Raw genomic sequence first — 16,618 nt, forward strand, 5'->3', positions numbered from 1 at the left:
CGGCGGACGCGGACGGCGGGGGCATCGGCCGCCCTCGGTGGTGCCCCCGCCGTCCGCGCGGGATCAGGCGGCGGGAACCTTGTCGAGGAAGCCGTAGACGCCCGTGATGCGGCCGTCGTCGCCGGTGACCAGGACGTCGAAGCCGATCGCGATGGGCTCGGCGCCCGGCTCGGTGACCAGGCCCCACTGGAAACGGGCCAGGTTGTGGTGGGTGTCGACCGCGCCGTGCAGTTCGAACAGAAGTCCCTTGAACTGCTCGCGGGCGCCCGTGAGGACGGCTCCGATGCCCTCGTGGCCCTCGACCGCGGCGAGCGGATCGATGTACGGGGCGGTCGCGGTGAAGAGCTCGGCGATGGCCGCCGCGCGCTTGTCCGCGTCCGCCTCGTTCCAGATGGCGAGGTACTGGGTGACGGTGTTGGTGAGGTCGCTCACGGTGTTCTCCTTGGTTGTCCGTTGCGGGTGGGCCGGCATGCCGTCAGGTCGGTTCGGCGCGCCGGGGATCAGGGGGTCAGGCGGGGGCCCAGACGGTGAGCGCCGCGGGCTGGACCTCGAAGGTCGCCGAGGAGCCGATGCCGTGCTGGTACTCGCCGTCGTGCTCCAGGGGCAGGCGTCGGCCGTCGGTGCGCTCGACGGTGATGGTGCTGCCTCGCGCGTACACGGTCGCGGGATGCCCTATGTGGCCGGCGGTCAGCGTCAGTTCCGGCACCTCGGCGGCAGGCAGGCCGCCGCCGATGACACAGACGTCGAGCAGCCCGTCGTCGAGCAGCGACTCGGGCAGGACGAGGAACCGGCCACCGCGGTAGCGCCCGCCGCCGACATTGGCGAGGACGGTCGGGCCCTCGTGCACCACACGGCCGTCGACCGTGACGCGGCCCGGGTAGGGCACGTATCCGGCCGCTGTGTCGGCGAAGGCGCGGGCATACCGTTCCCGGCCGGTCAGCGGCAGGTCCTGGGCCGTGATGAGCGCGTCCGCGATCACGCCCGAGCAGGCGCCGAGGTACACGTACTGCCGGGTCTGCGCGAGGCGGGCCAGGTCCAGCCGGCGCGGCCGGGCGGTGCCGCTCACACCGGAGTCGGTGAGCACCGCCTTGAGCGACTCGGTCCAGGGGCGCTCACCCCAGAGCATCTTGTAGCCGGAGTTCCCGGTGCCGCCCGGCACCACGGCGAGGGCCGCGCGCTCCGGGGCGCCGGCCAGGCCCTGGATCGCCTCACGGACGGTGCCGTCGCCTCCGATGACCACGATCAGGTCGGGGGTGCGGCCGGGCCGTTCGAGGGCGCGGCGCACGGCGACGGTGGCGTCGCCCGGTGCCGTGGTCAGGTGGACCTCGGCGTCCTCAAGGTGGCCGACACACAACTCACGTACATCATCGACCAGTTGGGGGCTGTGACTGCCGGAGGCGGGGTTGGCCAGGACGAGGGCGCGGGTGGGGCCGGGTAATGCGGCGCTGTCTGCCATGGCAGGCGAACTCCTCGTTTCGGGGCGGCGCCGGGCGGTTGCGGAACGGGCTCGGACACGAACGGGACAACGCCCGGACGCGGCCGGACCGACACGGTGACGGCACGGCACTCACGACTTTGGCAGGACGTACTGACGTGCCGCTGACGTGCGGCTGACGCTGTTCCCGGGCGGCTTCGGGGGCGGCACGGTGCCGCTCCCGCAGCTCGTCGACGGCGGGGCGGATGGAAGGGAGGTGAGCAGGGGATGGTGGGGGCGGCCCACAGACCACTGTCGTGAGGCGGTGGGCGCAGGATCGGCGACGCCGCGTGGGCAAGGTGCCGGGCTGCCCACCCGGAGGCCGAGAACGAGGGCGACCAGCACGGGCGGGACGCGAACAGCCCGGAGCCCGGACACCTTGCACCACCACAGCCACGACCCCCGGCGAAGGCCCCACGGAGCCGGCACGGGCCACCGACACGCGCCGACCCGCAAACCGCCCGAGGGCGAACAGCGAAGGCGACCAGCACGGGCGGGACAGGAGACCCCGGAGCCCGGCCCCCGTCCGGCAGGTCGCACGGGTCGTGCACGGGCCCAGAGGCGTCCACCGGCCCGGTGGGGATCGCGTCGCTCCGGTGGTCAGTGTGCGGAGGGCGTCTGGACCAGGCGTTGGAGGCGTTGGGCGAAGTGGGTGGTCACGGACGGGGCGTGGCTGTCGATGTAGAAGTGGCCGCCGGGGTACTCGCTGTGGCCCAGGTACCCGGCGCTGCGTCCGGCCCAGTGCGTCATGGCGTCCGGGTACTCCTGGAGCGGGTCGGACCTGCCGCCGTAGGAGGCGAGCGGGCAGCGGACCCCGGCCCCGTCGTCGACGTACTGCGCCGCGACCCTCAGGTCCGCGCGCAGCGCCGGCACGACCAGTGCGAGCATCTCCGGATTGTCGTAGATCTCGGCGGGGAACGAGCCCAACTTCTTGATCCAGTCGACCATTTCGGGCTCGGGCATCCGGCTCTGCTCCTCGGTCGGCTGGAAGAAGCCCTCGGGCGACCAGCCGGACATGCCGACCATGACCGGGGAAGGACCGCCCTCCTCCTCCAGCCGGATGGTCAGCCGGAAGGCCAGCTGGGCCCCGAGGCAGTGCCCGAAGAACGCGAACGGGCGGTCGTCGATGTCCGCGAGCACGGCGTCGTGGAGGGCGTCGAGCAGCGGGCCCCACTCCTCGTACATCTCCTCGTCGCGGCGGTTGTGGCGGCCCGGCAGGGTGACGGCCTGGGCGGCGATGTCCGCCGGGAGCAATTTCTCCCAGTCGCGGTAGATGATGGCGCCGCTTCCCGCGTGCGGCAGCATGAACAGCCGTACGGATGCGTCCGGAGAGGGCTCCGCGGGGTGGAACCACTGCCCGGCGCGGGACATCTCCGGGCCGATGGCACTGACACTGGGACTGGTCACGACTGGACTCCTCCGACGGTGGCGGCAAGGGTGGTGGGCTCGCCGAGTGCGCGCAGCGCGGGGAGCAGCACCTCGGCGATTTCCTTCAACTGCGGTTGCGGGTCGAGCGATCCGACCCGGATGACGAGATGCCGGGCGCCGGCGCGGACGTAGCCGCCGAGCCATTCGGCACAGCTCTCGGCACTGCCCCAGCCGTAGGCCTGGATGGCCGACATCTGTTCCAGGGAGCGCCCGTAGTAGTGGGTGATGTAGTGCTCCAGCTCGGCCCTGGCCGCGGCGCGATCGCTGTTGACGGTGAGCGTCGCGTACAGCGCGGGGGTCACCGCGTCCGCGCCCCGGCCCGCTTCCTCGGCGAGTTCGGCGATCCGGCGCCGGGCCCTGCCGTACGCCTCGGCGTCGGGCAGGAACGGCAGCCAGCCGTCGTACCGGGTGGCCACGCGTTCGAGCACCTTCGGAGTGTCACTGCCGGCCAGCCACAGCGGCGGACCGCCCGCCGTGGCGGGTGCGGGCAGCCGGTCGAGTCGCTCGGCCTGCCAGAACCTCCCCTGGAACTCCGTGGGTTGACCCTCTTTCCCCGCCCGCCACGCCGTGCGCCACAGGGCGGCGATCTCGTCGAGGCGGCCGACGCGTCCGGCGAAGGAGGCGCCGACCGAGGCGAACTCCTCCTCCGTTTCGGGCATCGGGAAGCCGGAGCCGAGGCCCAGGATCAGCCGGTCCGCGGCGACATGGCCGAGGCTCGCGACCATGTTGGCGCCGATCAGCGGATGGCGCAGGGCAGGGGTGAGTGCGGCGGTGCCGACGGTGATCCGCTCGGTGGCGGCGGCAGCGGCGGCGAGGACGACCAGCGGGTCGAGGCGGGGACGGGCGGTCAGCGAATCGCCCGCCCAGAGGGAGTCGAACCCCAGTGCCTCGGCCTCCCGCGCGAACTCCAGGAGGGGGGCAGCCGCGTAGGTCCCGGTGATGGCCTGCTCCCTGGTGGGGAGCAGGACGCCGATACGGAGGTGAGGGGTCGGCTGCGGATTACTGGTGGCTGGTCGGGCGGTTGGTCCCGTCGGCCGGCGTGACATGGAGTGCTCCTCAGACAGGGCGGGTCAACTGTTCGCGTACCGCGCGGCGCAGGATCTTTCCGGTGGGGTTGCGGGGCAGCGTGTCCACGAAGTGGTACGCGCCCGGGATCTTGTAGTCGGCGAGGTGGCCGCGCAGCGACATGAGGAGTTCGCGCGGGGTGACGCGGGCGCCGGGCCGCAGGACGACGCAGGCGTGCACGGCCTCGCCCCAGTTCTGGTCCGGGACGCCCACGACGGCGGCGTCCGCGACGTCCGGGTGGGCGGCGAGAGCCTTCTCTACCTCGGCCGGGTAGATGTTCTGCCCGGCCACGATGATCGTGTCGTTCATGCGGTCGCACAGGTGGAGATAGCCGTCCTCGTCGAGGTATCCGGCGTCGCCCATGTGCAGCCACTCCCCCACCAGGGTCTGTTCGGTGGCCTCGGGCAGGTTCCAGTACCCGAGCATCAGGGAGGGCGCGCGTACGCAGATCTGGCCTATGGTGCCGGGCGGCAGGCGGTCGCCTTCCGGGCCGATCACCTTGACCTCGTTGCCGGGACAGGGCAGCCCGACCGACTCCAGGACCGGGCTGCCCGGGTGGTGCGCCTCGGGCGGCAGGCACACGGCGACGCTTCCGGTCTCCGTGCTCGCGTAGATCTGCGCGAACTCGCAGTTGAACGTTTCCAGGCACTGCTTCAGCAGCGTCTCGGACATCGGTGCCGCCCCGTACGCGATCTTGCGCAGGGAGGCGAACGCGACCGGGCCGGCGTCACGTTCGGCCGCCATCGTCTGGAGCATGGCGGGTGCGGCGAAGGTGGTTGTGACACCGTAGGTACGGATCAGGCGCACCGCCTCCTGCGGGTCGAACTGCGGCATGACGACACTGGTCCCGCCCGCGTTGAAGGTGTGCATGAACCAGCCGATGCCCGCGATTCCGAAGCCCGGCAGCGAGATGAGGCTGATGTCGTCGGGCAGCCAGTCGATCCACGCGACACCGTGCTCACGCATGGCCGCCGGCAGGGTGAAGAAGCTGCGGTGGGCGAGTACCGCGCCCTTGGGCAGCCCGGTCGTACCGCTGGTGTAGATCTGCACGACCGCGTCGTCGGGCCTGGAGACCAGTTCCAGGTCGGTGGCCTGCCGGTCCGCGCACCAGCCGCGCAGACCGGTGCCGCGAGCCGGCTCGCCGTCGATGTCCATGCCGTCGATCCGGACCACCGTGTGCAGGGCGGGCAGTTGTGGGCGGACCTTTTCGAGGGTGTCCCAGAACTCGTCGTCGACGAAGACCAGTGACGCGCCCGAGTCGCGCAGGATGTGGTCCACCTCGTCCGGGGTGAGCCGCCAGTTGACCGGGACCAGGACCGCGCCCACCTTCGCGCAGGCGAGGATCACGAGGTAGTAGTTCTCCGACTCGCGGCCCAGGTAGGCGACCCGGTCACCACGTCGCACGTTCTGGGCGCGCAGGGCGTGCGCGGCCCGGTTGCTCGCCCGGTGCAGTTTCGCGTAGGTGAGGACTCGGTCCTCGCAGATGATCGCCGGGTGGTCGGGGCGGGCCCCGGCGTGTGCCCGGGAGGTGTGGGTGAGCGTCCAGTTCGCGTTCGGTGGGTGGGTCATGTCGTCCTCCCCTTCGTGTCCGTCGCTTCCGTCGTGTCCGTCGTGTCCGTCGTGCTTGTCGTACTTGTCGTGGGGTTCGGCTGCGGCCGTCATGGCGTGGGCGTGGGGCAGAGCCGGCCGTCCAGGAAATCGGTGAGCCTGCGTACGGTCGGGTGATCGAAGGTCAGCGAGGCCGGCAGGGGCAGCCGGAAGATCCGCTCCAGACCGGACTTGACGTTCATCGCCATGAGCGAGTCCAGGCCCAGCGAGACGAACTCGGCCGTCGGGTCCAGCTCGTCGTCGGCCGCCAGGTGCAGCGCGGCGGCGACCGTGTCCCGGACCAGGCCGGTGATCAGGGCCGTACGCTCCGGTTTCGGCAGGCCGGTCAGCGCGGCGAGGTCGGGGCCGTCGTCCGTCTGCTCACGCCGGGCAAGGCGGTCGTAGAAGTGGTCGCCGGTCGCGTTGCCGGCGACATAGCGGTCCCAGTCGAACTCCCCCACCACCCGCTGACTGCGGGGCCTCCCCCACAGCCTGGCCAGGGTGTCCAGGGCCCGGGTGGGTGAGAAGAAGTGGACGCCGCTGCGTTCGATCTCCCGGCTGAGGTACTCCTCCAGCCGGGCTGACATGCCGACCCTGGCCCAGGCGCCCCAGTTGACCGAGAGCCCGGGAAGGCCCTGGCGGGTACGCCATTCGGCGAGGCTGTCGAGCGCGGCGCTGGCCGCGGCGTAGTGCCCCTGGGTCGCGCCGCCCAGGACGGAGGCGATCGACGAGTACGTGACGAAGAACTCCAGCTCCGGGAAGGAGTCCTGGGACGCCTCGTGCAGCAGCCAGCCGCCGTAGGCCTTCGCGCCGAGCTGGGCGTCGATGGACTCCCAGGTGAGCTCGGATATCAGCTTCTTGTCGTACGACCCGGCCGCATGCACGATCCCGCCCAGCGGATAAGGTCCCGCCGCCACGGCCCGCATCAGCCGGGCCACGTCCCCGGCATCGCTCACATCGGCGCGCAGGAGGGCCAGTTCGGCGTCCTGGGCCAGGTCGGCGAGGACCGGTCCGGCCTCCGCGGTGGGCCGTCCACTACGGCTGACCAGCGTCAGGTGCCGGGCGCCGAGTGCCACCAGTTTGCGCGCGGTGACCAGTCCGAGTCCGCCGAGACCACCGGTGATCAGGTAGGTGCGGTCGGCCCGGACACCGGCGCCGACGTCGTCGGCGGCCGGCCCGGACACGTGCTCGCCGGACAGGTCGACCCAGACCTCCGGTGCCGTCCCGGCGGCGGCCGTGCGCAGGGCCTCGCCCGTCTCGTCGAGGCGGAAGTGCCGGGCGCCGTCGACCGGTTGTCGCAGCGAGGCGGGAGCCACCGAGGCTGCCGGGACGGTGAGGGTGGAGCACAGAGCACCCTCGTGGCGTACGAGGACCTCGTCCCCGGCGGTGAAGCCGGACCGCGCACCGGCCTCGGCGACCGTCCCGGTGGCCAGCGCGCCGAGTACCGGTGGGGGCTCCTCCTCCTCGCGCCCGGCACGGCCGGTGTCCAGGGCGGTGGCGGCGTCGGCCGCCGTCAGGGCGACGGCGTGTACCCGCACCTGGACCTCGTCGCCGCGTGGCGACACGTGCCGGGCGGGGACGAGGGCGAGGTCGGAGAGATCGCCGGAGTCGGGGGCCCGCAGCTCGAAGCCGCCGGGCCAGGTGAGAGTGGCGTCGCCGGCCAGCAGCCTGCGTACACGGCGCCCGTCCGGCCGGAAGGCGACCTGGTACTCACCGGGGACCTCGGCGTACCACTCGTCGGGCAGGGCCGCGAGCCCGGTGCCCGGGGCGACGTCCACGAGCGTCGCCCGGTACTGGGGGTACTCGGTGAGCAGGACACGCCCGAAGCCCCACAGAGTGGCGGCGGCGAGGTGCGCCCCGTCGCCGGGCGGGTCGCCCGGCAGCCACTGGGCGCCCTCCGTGACCAGCCACAGCCGGGGTGGCCTGGCGGGATCGGCGGCGTCCAGCGCGGCCACCAGTGCGAGCAGTTCACGGTAGTTGTCCTCGCACTCGGCGCGCAGCCGGGAGGCGGACGCAGGGCCTTCGTGCCGGTGCCAGACACGGCAGATGTCGGTGACCGTCGGGTCGTCCAGGGCGGCCTTCAGATCGGCGGCTTCCGCGATCCGGGTCACCTTGAAGCTGTGCGAGGGGCCGAGCGTGTCGGTGCCGACGTGGTCCGGGGCGAGCAGGAGGACGTGCTGGGGTCCGGTGTCCGGCGCCGTCTCGGCGGGGGCCGGCAGGGCTCGGCGTACCCAGCCCGGGCGGTGCAGGAACTGGCGTCGGCCCAGGCGGCCTTCGGGACGGGCGAGTTCGACGCCGAGGAGTTCGGTGACGGGGCTGCCGTCCTCCAGGAGGATCAGGTCGGCGACGCGCCGGTCCTGGTCGCTGTGGACGCGGGCGAGGACCCGAAGTCGCTCACCGCGCGGCTTCCTGAAGTGCCGTACGGAGGCGATCGACCTGACCTCGAAAACCGGGCCCTCGGGGTCGAGCACGATGGCGGCCTGTACGGCGGCCTCCAGGAGCTCCGGCGGCACATGCTCGACCGACGTGGCGTCGCGGCCGGTCAACTCGCCGGTGACCAGGCCGCCCTCATGGCGGGCGGCACGCTGCAGCAGCCGCATGCGCGGACCGTGCGGGCGGCCGACCGAGGCCAGGTCGGTGTAGATGTCCTCGTCGTCGATCTCCTGCCCCGCGGGCGCCAGAGCGGCGTCCAGTTCCGCCAGTTCGGAGACGGGCACGACCGGTTCACGTTCGGCGGCGAACCGGGCGGTGACATGGATGTCCTCCTCACCGCCGACCAGGGTGAAGACCTCCACGTCGGCTCCGCCCCCGGCGCGGGGCCGCAACCGGGTGGTCAGGGCCACGGCCGGTTCGGCGGGCACCCGCAGCGGCGACGGCAGGCGTACGTCGTGGATCGCGGACCGGGTGTGTCCCCACGCCGCGTCCTGGAGAGCGAGCAGCAGGTCGACGTACGCACCGGCGGGCAGTGTCGTCGTTCCTTCGCCGTCTCCGAGGTCGACGAGCGCCCCCAGCTCCTCGGCGGTGAACTCTGCGGTGAACTCCCGTACCCCGCTGGCGAACCTTTCCTCGGTGCCGAGCATCGGATGGCGTGCGGTGCCGCCCGTCGAGCCGGTCCGCCGGGGGCTGACGGAGGGCAGCCAGTACCGCTTGCGCTGGAAGGCGTAGGTGGGCACAACCGTGGTGGCCGGGGTGATCCGGCCCTCGTGGTAGGCCGTCCAGGACACCGACAGTCCGGCGGCGTAGTACGCGGCGAGCGCGGACAGCGTGGTGTCACCGGCGCGGTCGCGACGGCGCAGACTCGCCAGCCACAGGTGGTCCTCGGTGTTCAGGCACCGCTGGGCGAGTGCTGTCAGCGCGGTGGAGGGGCCGATCTCGATCAGGGCGTGCCGGCCACGCTGGGCCACCGCCCGGATGCCGGCCATGAACTGCACCGGCTCGCCGATGTGGCGTACCCAGTAGTCGGGGTTGCCGATCTCCGCGAACCGGGCGAGCTTTCCGGTGACGTTGGAGATCAGGCTGATGGCCGGCTCGGTGAAGGTGATGCCGTCGAGGGCGGCGCGGAAGTCGTCGTACACCTCGGCCATGAGCGGGGAGTGGAAGGCGTGCGAGACGGCCAGCGGGTCGACCCTGACACCCCGCTCGCGGAGCTCGGCGGTGACCTGGTCCAGGGCGGCCGTGGCACCCGAGATCACCACCTGGTCGGGGGCGTTGATCCCCGCCAGGGTGAGGTCGGGGTGGGCGGCCAGCAGTGGTTCGATCTCCTCGGCGGGGGCGGCGACGGCGGCCATCCCGCCCTCCGCCCGCACCGCCTGCATCAGCCGGGCCCGGGCCGCGACCAGAGTCACGGCGTCCGAGAGGCCGAACAGACCGGCCACGGCGGCGGCCACGACCTCGCCGATGCTGTGCCCGATGAGCACGTTCGGGCGGATGCCCCAGGACATCCACAGCCGGGCGAGCGCGTACTCCAGGGTGAACAGGGCGGGCTGGGTGTACTCGGTGCGGTGGATGGCGTCCGGGTCGGCGGCGGTGCCGAGCACCAGGTCGCGGACCGAGCGGCCGAGACGGGGGGCGAACAGCCGGTCGCACTCGTCGACCTGATCCCTGAAGAGAGGGAACGCCTCGTAGAGCGCGGCGCCCATGCCGGCGTACTGGGAGCCCTGGCCGCTGAACATGAAGGCGGTCTTGCGGATGCCGGAGGGGCCCTCGTGGCCGCCTTCCTCCGCCTGTGCCAGGAGCCGCTCCAGGGCGGCACGGTCGGGCACCGGTCCGGCGATCCGGTAAGAGTGGTGGGCGCGGGCGACGTTGCCGGTGTAGGCGAGCCGGTCCACCGCCGCGTCGGGCCGCTCGGCCAGGAACTCCCGGTAGCGCCTGGCCTGTTCGCTCAGCGCGGCAGCGCTCTTCGCGGAGAGCGTGAGCATCGGGACGGCGGGCGCCTCGGCGGTGGCGGGGGGTTCGGGGAGGTCCCGCACCGGGGCCTGTTCCAGGACGACCGCGCCGATGGTGCCCGCGAAGCCGAAGCTGTTGACCACCGCGCGCCTGGTACCGGCCGGCCACGGCTCGCAGGCGGTGGGCACGCGGACCGGATACAGGTCCCAGGGGATGCGCCCCGAGGGCGTGTTGAGGTTGAGGTGCGGGTAGACGGTCGCGGACCTGAGCTGAAGCACCGTCTTGATGACTCCGACGATGCCGGCCGCCGGCTCCATGTGGCCCAGATTGGTCTTCACCGAGCCGACGAGGAGCGGGGCGTCCTTGGTGTGGGAGGTGGCGAAGGCGTCACCGATGGCGCCGAACTCGATGGGGTCACCGAGCGGGGTGCCGGTTCCGTGCGCCTCCACGTACTGGATGTCCTCGGGCGCGAGGCGGGCCACGGCGAGCGCGCTGCGGATCACCTTCTCCTGGGCCGGTCCGTTGGGCACGGTCAGGCCCGCGCTGTCGCCGTCCTGACCGACGGCGGTACCCCGGACGAGCGCGAGGACGGTGTCGCCGTCCCGGTTGGCGTCGCTCAGCCGCTTGAGTACGAGGACTCCGCAGCCCTCGGCGCGCGCGTAGCCGTCGGCGGACTCGTCGAAGGTCTTGCACTGTCCGTCGGGGGCCAGCATCTGCGCGTTGGAGAACATGACGGGGATGCGGGGATGGTGCAGGGCGTTGACGCCGCCGCACAGGGCTATGTCGCTCTCGCCGGCGCGCAGTCCCTGTACGGCGAGGTGCAGGGCGACCAGCGAGGACGAGCACGCTGTGTCGACGCTCATGCTGGGACCGCGCCAGCCCAGGAAGTAGGAGAGCCGGCCCGACAGCGGGAACATGGTGATGCCGGAAGCGAGATGACCGTCGAGTTCCTCGTACGGCAGTGAGTCCAGTTCCAGCGCGTAGTCGATGGAACTGGCCCCGACGTACACACCGCCGTTGCCGCGGCGCAGCGGGGTCGGGTCGATGTTCGCGTGCTCCAGCGCCTGCCACGCGGTCTCCAGCAGCATCCGCTGCTGGGGGTCCATGTACTGGGCCTCTTTCGGGGAGATGTTGAAGAAAGAGGCGTCGAACAGGTCTATTCGGTCGAGGAACCCGCCGCCCGATGCGTGAATCTTCCCTTTGTCGTCGGGGCTCTGCGGGGTGAATGCGGCGACATCCCACCGGTCTTCGGGTATCAGGCCGATTCCGCTGCGTCCGTCGCGCAGGAATGCGTCGAACTCGTCGGCCGAGTCGCTGCCGCCCGGGAATCGCAGACCGATTCCGACGATCGCGATCGGCTCGGGGGCCGGGTCCGTCCCGGATTCCGTACGCGGCATGGAGCAACTCCTTCTGTCCTGGTCCTGGTTGATCGGTGTTCAGCGGGAGGAGGGGGTGGCCAGCGCGTCGGCCAGGTGATCCACGAGGTGCGCGATCGTCGGCTCGTTGAAGAGCACGTTCGCGTTGATGGAGAGATCGAGGAGCTGTTCCAGGCTCTGCCTTATCTCGGTCAGCCGCAGTGAGGTGAGGCCGAGATCGAAATAGCTGATGTCGAGGGGGAGGTCCTCCGACTCGTCGATGAGGAGAACGGTCTTGAACCTCCTCAGGACGAGTGTCTCGATTTCCTCGGCGAGTTCGGCCCGCGGCAGCTCGCGCAGCCGGTGCGGCGTTGTGTCGGTGGATGACATGGCTGCCATGCAAACAGCAGCTGCTGACGCTCCGCTGACGGCCGGCAGCCGGAGTGCGGCCCTCCTCTAGATCAGTCCGGTGTCAGCCGCGAGTCAGATTTGAGTCAGATTCAGCTGCCACGATCAGATTGCTTCGAAAAGCAGTTGACCGAAAATTCCCCACGGAAGCTCGGAAGGGCTGATGATGCTTCACGGAGCTGGGCAGGAAGAAAGTGTTCCGGCACATTCCGGATTCAAGAGCTACGACCTCTACATCGCGGGCAAGGATGTCGCCGGGGACGGATGGGTCTACACCGTCAGCGGACGATCCCTGCTGGAAGACGTGTTCACCAGTGTCAGCCTCAAGCGGCAGCTGGAGCAGGACCCCGAGTCCGACGCCGCCCAGCACCCCTATGTCGTGGGCCGCTGTGCGATAGCCGACGACAACTCCATCGACCTGGCCACGCAGGCGGCTGCGGCTGCCGCCTCGGACTGGGCGGCCGTGCCGCTGGAGCGGCGGATGCGGCTGGGTACGCGGTTCAGGGAGGAACTCCTCAAGCACCAGGACGAGTTCCTCGACATGCTGGTCGCCGAGTCGCACCCGGTGAAGCTGGCCCGCTGGGAACTCAGCTGCCTGCTGCAGATCTACGCGCCGGGCAGTCTGCGCTGGTACACGAAGCAGATGCGGGTCGAGAAGGAGTACGCGGGCCGCAAGCTGATCCTGCAGCGCCAGCCCGACGGGGTGGTGGCGTTCAACCCGCCGCAGAACGCTCCGCTGCCCAGCGCCGCGCTCGCCGTCCTGGCGCTGATGGCCGGCAACGCCGTCATCGTCAGGGCGCCGCGCAGCATCGCGCTGAGCACCATGTGGCTGCTGCGTGACATCGTGGCTCCACTGCTGGAGGAGCTGGACGCGCCGCCCGGTGTGCTCAACGCGGTGTGCAGCAATCCGAAGCAGACCATGGACCGCTGGATCGCGGACCCGCTGATCGACGACATCTTCTACATCGGCGGCAGCCAGGAGGGCCTGCGCTTCGAGCAGCAGTGCGTCGCGCACGGCAAGAAGCCCATCCTGGAGCTGGCCGGCAACGACGGCATCGTGGTGTGGAAGGACGCCGACATCACCTGGGCCGCCGAGGCCGTCACCGAGTCGTTCTTCGGCTCCGGCCAGATCTGCATGGTGCCCAACTACGTGCTGGTCCACCCCGAGATCGCCGACGCCCTCATCGCCGAGGTGAAGGAGCAGGTCAAGGCGATCCGGCCCGGGCTGCCCGAGGAGGAGGACGTCCTGCTGTCACCGGTGCGGCGCAGTGAGCGGTTCTTCCGGCTGCTGCGCCAGGCACTCGACAACGGCGCGACGCTCGTCACCGGCGGGAACCGCACCGAGGTCGACGGTACGCCCTCGGAAACCGGTGTCTTCCTCCAGCCCACCGTTCTCCGGGTGGACGGCCTGGACCGGGCCCGCACCTATGACGTCGTGCGCGAGGAGACCTTCTTCCCGCTCATCCCCGTCATCGTGCCGGAGGCGGACAACGACGACGCGCTGCTGGAGGCGTTCCTCCGGTTCGTCAACTCCAACGAGTACGGGCTGCGCAACTCCCTCTGGTCGCGCTCCGACCACGTCATCGAGACCTTCGTGCGACGGGTCGTCAACGGCGGTCTGCTGAAGGTCAACGACTCGCACATCGGCTTCCTGCCGTATCTGCCGAGCCACGGCGGCACCGGCCGCACCGGCGGGGCCTTCGGCGAGGCCAACTACCCGATGCTCAAGACCTCGCACGTCCAGGGAGTCAGCATCGCCCGCGACATCAGTCCCTACGACGCGGTCTTCGGCGCCTGAGCGGAACCGCGCCCCTGAAGGGGCGCGGGGAACCGCGCGACCAGCCCCCACCGGCCCGCAGCCAACGAACCGCGTATCCAGCGGCGCGCTCAGCGCCCACCGCATAGTCCCCACCGGAGGTTTCCGTGCGTTCCCTCGATGCTGCTCGGGCCGTCTGCGAGCGCTTCCATCCCGGCCTGATCAAGGAACTGAAGGAGATCCCGTACGCCGAGCGGGAGCGGCCGGGCAGTCCGGTGATCGACCTGTTCCGCATCCACGGCGGCGTCGGTCTGCTCATTCCCGGAGAGTACGGCGGCCACGGTGCCAGCCCGCTCGAAGCACTGCGGGTACAGCTGGCGCTGGGGGCCGAGTCCCCGTCGCTGGTGGCGGCCGTCTCCATGCACCACTTCACCGCCGCGATGCTCTACTCCCTCGCCGGCAACGCCGGACGGCTCACCGGCGCCCAGACCGATCTGCTGCACCGGATCGTCCCCGAGCAGCAGGTGATGGCCTCCGGCTGGGCCGAGGGCCGTACCGCGCAGAACATCCTCACGCCCGGGGTGACGGCCCGTCCCGTTCAGGACGGTTACCTGCTGTCCGGCGCGAAGAAACCGTGCAGTCTGTCGCACTCGATGAGCCTGCTCACGGCGAGCATCGCCATCCACGACGGGGATGTCCCCGAGCTGGCGCTCGCCCTGGTTCCGGCCGGCGCGCCCGGGCTGTCGGTCCACCCCTTCTGGGGCAACGACCTGCTGGCGGGCGCGGAGAGCGACGAGGTGCGCCTCGACAACGTCTTCGTACCGGCGGACATGGTCGTCAGGGCCGGGGCGGACGACCCGCAGCGCCTGGACGACCTTCAGACGGCCGGGTTCGTCTGGTTCGAGATGCTCATCGCGGCCGGCTACGCGGGCGGCGCCGCGGCCCTGGTCGAGCAGGTCCTGGACCGCGAGCGCGGGAGCGTCCGGGAGCGGGCCTCGCTCGCCGTCGACGTGGAGGCCTCGCTGGCCCTCCTGGAGGGGGTCGCGCGGGGGATCGGGACCGAGCCGGGTGACGAGGAGTCGGTGGCCCGGGTCCTGGTCGCGCGCTACGCCGTGCAGAACGCGCTGCCGTCCATCGCCGCCCGGGCGCTGGAGCTGCTCGGCGGCCTGGACTTCATCCGCGACTCCGCGAACGCCCGGACGGCGGCCGCCGTGCGCGCGCTCGCCTTCCATCCCCCGGGTCAGGGCGCCGCCGCCGAGCCGCTGCTCGGCTACTTCGGCGGCGGCCCGCTGGTCCTGGCCTGAAGACCCGCCCCGCCGTCCTGCCCCGGGAGACCGCTGTGCCGCCCGGCGGCACCAGACCCGTCCATTGGAGTGAGAGATCCATGACCGTGATCCAGGAGGCCGCCGCAGACACCGAGGCGCGGATCCTCGGCCTGTACCGGGCTCATCTGAGCAAGGGCCGGGCCACCCTCGCCGAACTCTTCGGCAGCCACATGGAGGTGGCGTCCGAAGGCGCCTGGCTCACCGCGAGCGACGGTGAGCGCTTCCTCAACGCGGGCGGCTACGGCGTGTTCATCATGGGCGCCCGCCATCCGATCGTGATGGAGGAGGTGGAGCGCCAGCTGCGTACCCACCCCACCGCCACCCGCATCCTGCTCGAACCCACCGTGGCCCTCGCCGCCGAGGCCCTCGTCTCCGTGCTGCCCGAGGGCCTGGACCGCGTGCACTTCGCGCTGAGCGGGGCGGAGGCGGTCGAGACCGGCCTCAAGCTGGCCCGCGCGAACGGCTACAAGCGGACCGTCTCGATGAACGGCGGTTACCACGGCAAGACGCTGGGCGCGCTGTCCGCCACCGCGAAGGAGGTCTACCAGCGGCCGTTCCGGCCCCTGATACCCGACTTCCTGCACCTGCCGTTCGGCGACGCGGACGCCCTGGAGGCGGAGCTCTCCGCCCACCCCGGCGAGGTCTGCGTCATCCTCGAACCCGTCCAGGGCGAGGGCGGCGTCATCATTCCGCCCAAGGGCTATCTCAAGCGCGTCGAGGAACTGGTCCGAGCCCACGACGGGTTCCTGATTCTCGACGAGGTCCAGTCCGGTTTCGGCCGGCTCGGTGAGTGGTGGGGTGCGGACATCGAGGGGGTGGTGCCCGACGTGCTGCTCGCGGGCAAGGCGCTCGGCGGCGGTGTGCTGCCGGTCTCCGCGGCCGTGGCGACCCGCAAGGCGTTCCGCCCCTTCGACAAGGACCCGTACGTCCACACGGCGACCTTCTCCGGCCAGCCGGTGCTGATGGCCGCGGTGCGCGGGGCGATCCGGGCCGTCAAGGAGGAACGGCTGATCACCCGGGCCACCGACCTGGGGGCGGCGCTGCTGCCCCGCATCTCGGAGATCGCGTACCGCAACATCCCCGAACTGGTCGTGGAGGTGCGCGGTCAGGGCCTGCTCATCGGGATCGAGCTGGTCGAGGCCGGTCTCGCCGGCGAGCTGCTGATCGAGCTCTTCAACCACGGAGTGGTCGCCAACCACTCCATGAACGGCAGCTCGGTGGTGCGGTTCACGCCGCCCGCCGTGCTGAGCGACACCGATGTGGAGTTCCTCCTCAACTCCTTCGACCTGGCCACCCGCGATCTGGTGCGGGGCGCGGCCACCATGCCGAAAGGCGGTAACTGATCGTGCGGCACGTCGAACTGGATGCACTGATACCCGCGGAGCAGGCCGACACGGTCTACGACTCCGTACGGCGCTGGGAGCGGTACCCGGACCTGGCGCCCCATGTGAACGCGACCACCGTGCACGCCACCTACCCCGACGAGAACGCCAGTTCCAGCTGGGAGCTGCATTTCCGCAGCGGTCTGCTCCGCTGGACCGAGTCCGACGTCTTCGTGCCGGAGCGGGGTGAGATCCGCTTCGAGCAGACCGACGGCGACTTCGACTCCTTCACCGGCACCTGGACCCTGGTCCAGCAGGGCGCCGATGTCTCCGTGCGGTTCGCGGCCGACTTCGACTTCGGTATCCCGAGCCTGGAGGGAATCCTCGACCCGATCGCCGAGCGGGTCATCAAGGAGACCGTCGCCTGGGCGCTGGCCGGGCTGTTCCCCGCCGTGCGGCTGTCGGGCGGCGTGGAGCTCATCACGCCCGCCGCCGTGGGGAGCTGACCGGCC

The 16,618-nt window shown here is 71.2% G+C and carries 11 protein-coding genes; 4 read left to right on the top strand and 7 right to left on the bottom strand.

The features are described from left to right. Window positions 1-63: 63 nt before the first annotated feature. From IEY89_RS18940 to IEY89_RS18970, 7 genes are all read right to left on the bottom strand, one after another. Window positions 64-432: a nuclear transport factor 2 family protein gene (locus IEY89_RS18940; protein WP_189148603.1), complete on the bottom strand. Its 369-nt coding sequence runs from the start codon at window positions 430-432 to the stop codon at window positions 64-66. Between the two features lie 76 nt (window positions 433-508). Next, the gene (locus IEY89_RS18945) at window positions 509-1,456 is read right to left on the bottom strand and encodes a diacylglycerol/lipid kinase family protein (RefSeq protein WP_189148604.1); all 948 of its coding nucleotides are present in this window, start codon (window positions 1,454-1,456) and stop codon (window positions 509-511) included. Between the two features lie 618 nt (window positions 1,457-2,074). Further along, entirely contained in the window at window positions 2,075-2,845 is a 771-nt protein-coding gene (locus tag IEY89_RS18950) for a thioesterase II family protein (protein ID WP_189148647.1), read from the bottom strand. 32 nt (window positions 2,846-2,877) lie between these two features. Then, the gene (locus IEY89_RS18955) at window positions 2,878-3,948 is read right to left on the bottom strand and encodes an LLM class flavin-dependent oxidoreductase (RefSeq protein WP_229695309.1); all 1,071 of its coding nucleotides are present in this window, start codon (window positions 3,946-3,948) and stop codon (window positions 2,878-2,880) included. Between the two features lie 10 nt (window positions 3,949-3,958). Then, on the bottom strand, window positions 3,959-5,536 hold the full coding sequence (locus tag IEY89_RS18960) for a fatty acid--CoA ligase (RefSeq protein WP_189148649.1): 1,578 nt from the start codon (window positions 5,534-5,536) through the stop codon (window positions 3,959-3,961). Between the two features lie 89 nt (window positions 5,537-5,625). Continuing rightward, window positions 5,626-11,337 carry a type I polyketide synthase gene (locus IEY89_RS18965; protein WP_189148605.1) on the bottom strand — a complete coding sequence of 1,904 codons (5,712 nt, stop codon included), beginning with the start codon at window positions 11,335-11,337 and terminating at the stop codon, window positions 5,626-5,628. A gap of 39 nt (window positions 11,338-11,376) precedes the next feature. Then, window positions 11,377-11,685: an acyl carrier protein gene (locus IEY89_RS18970; protein ID WP_189148606.1), complete on the bottom strand. Its 309-nt coding sequence runs from the start codon at window positions 11,683-11,685 to the stop codon at window positions 11,377-11,379. A gap of 184 nt (window positions 11,686-11,869) precedes the next feature. Here IEY89_RS18970 and IEY89_RS18975 point away from each other — a divergent pair, with 184 nt between their 5' ends. The 4 genes from IEY89_RS18975 (at window position 11,870) to IEY89_RS18990 (ending at window position 16,612) form a co-directional block, all read left to right on the top strand. Further along, entirely contained in the window at window positions 11,870-13,501 is a 1,632-nt protein-coding gene (locus IEY89_RS18975; RefSeq protein WP_189148650.1) for an aldehyde dehydrogenase family protein, read from the top strand. 125 nt (window positions 13,502-13,626) lie between these two features. Beyond that, window positions 13,627-14,763 carry an acyl-CoA dehydrogenase family protein gene (locus IEY89_RS18980; protein ID WP_189148607.1) on the top strand — a complete coding sequence of 379 codons (1,137 nt, stop codon included), beginning with the start codon at window positions 13,627-13,629 and terminating at the stop codon, window positions 14,761-14,763. A gap of 80 nt (window positions 14,764-14,843) precedes the next feature. Continuing rightward, window positions 14,844-16,127: an aspartate aminotransferase family protein gene (locus IEY89_RS18985; RefSeq protein WP_189148608.1), complete on the top strand. Its 1,284-nt coding sequence runs from the start codon at window positions 14,844-14,846 to the stop codon at window positions 16,125-16,127. A 2-nt stretch (window positions 16,128-16,129) separates the two neighbouring features. Next, entirely contained in the window at window positions 16,130-16,612 is a 483-nt protein-coding gene (locus tag IEY89_RS18990) for a type II toxin-antitoxin system RatA family toxin (RefSeq protein WP_189148609.1), read from the top strand. Window positions 16,613-16,618: the final 6 nt, after the last annotated feature.

Origin of the sequence: Streptomyces lacrimifluminis (assembly GCF_014646095.1) — a bacterium.
Lineage (GTDB): Bacteria > Actinomycetota > Actinomycetes > Streptomycetales > Streptomycetaceae > Streptomyces > Streptomyces lacrimifluminis.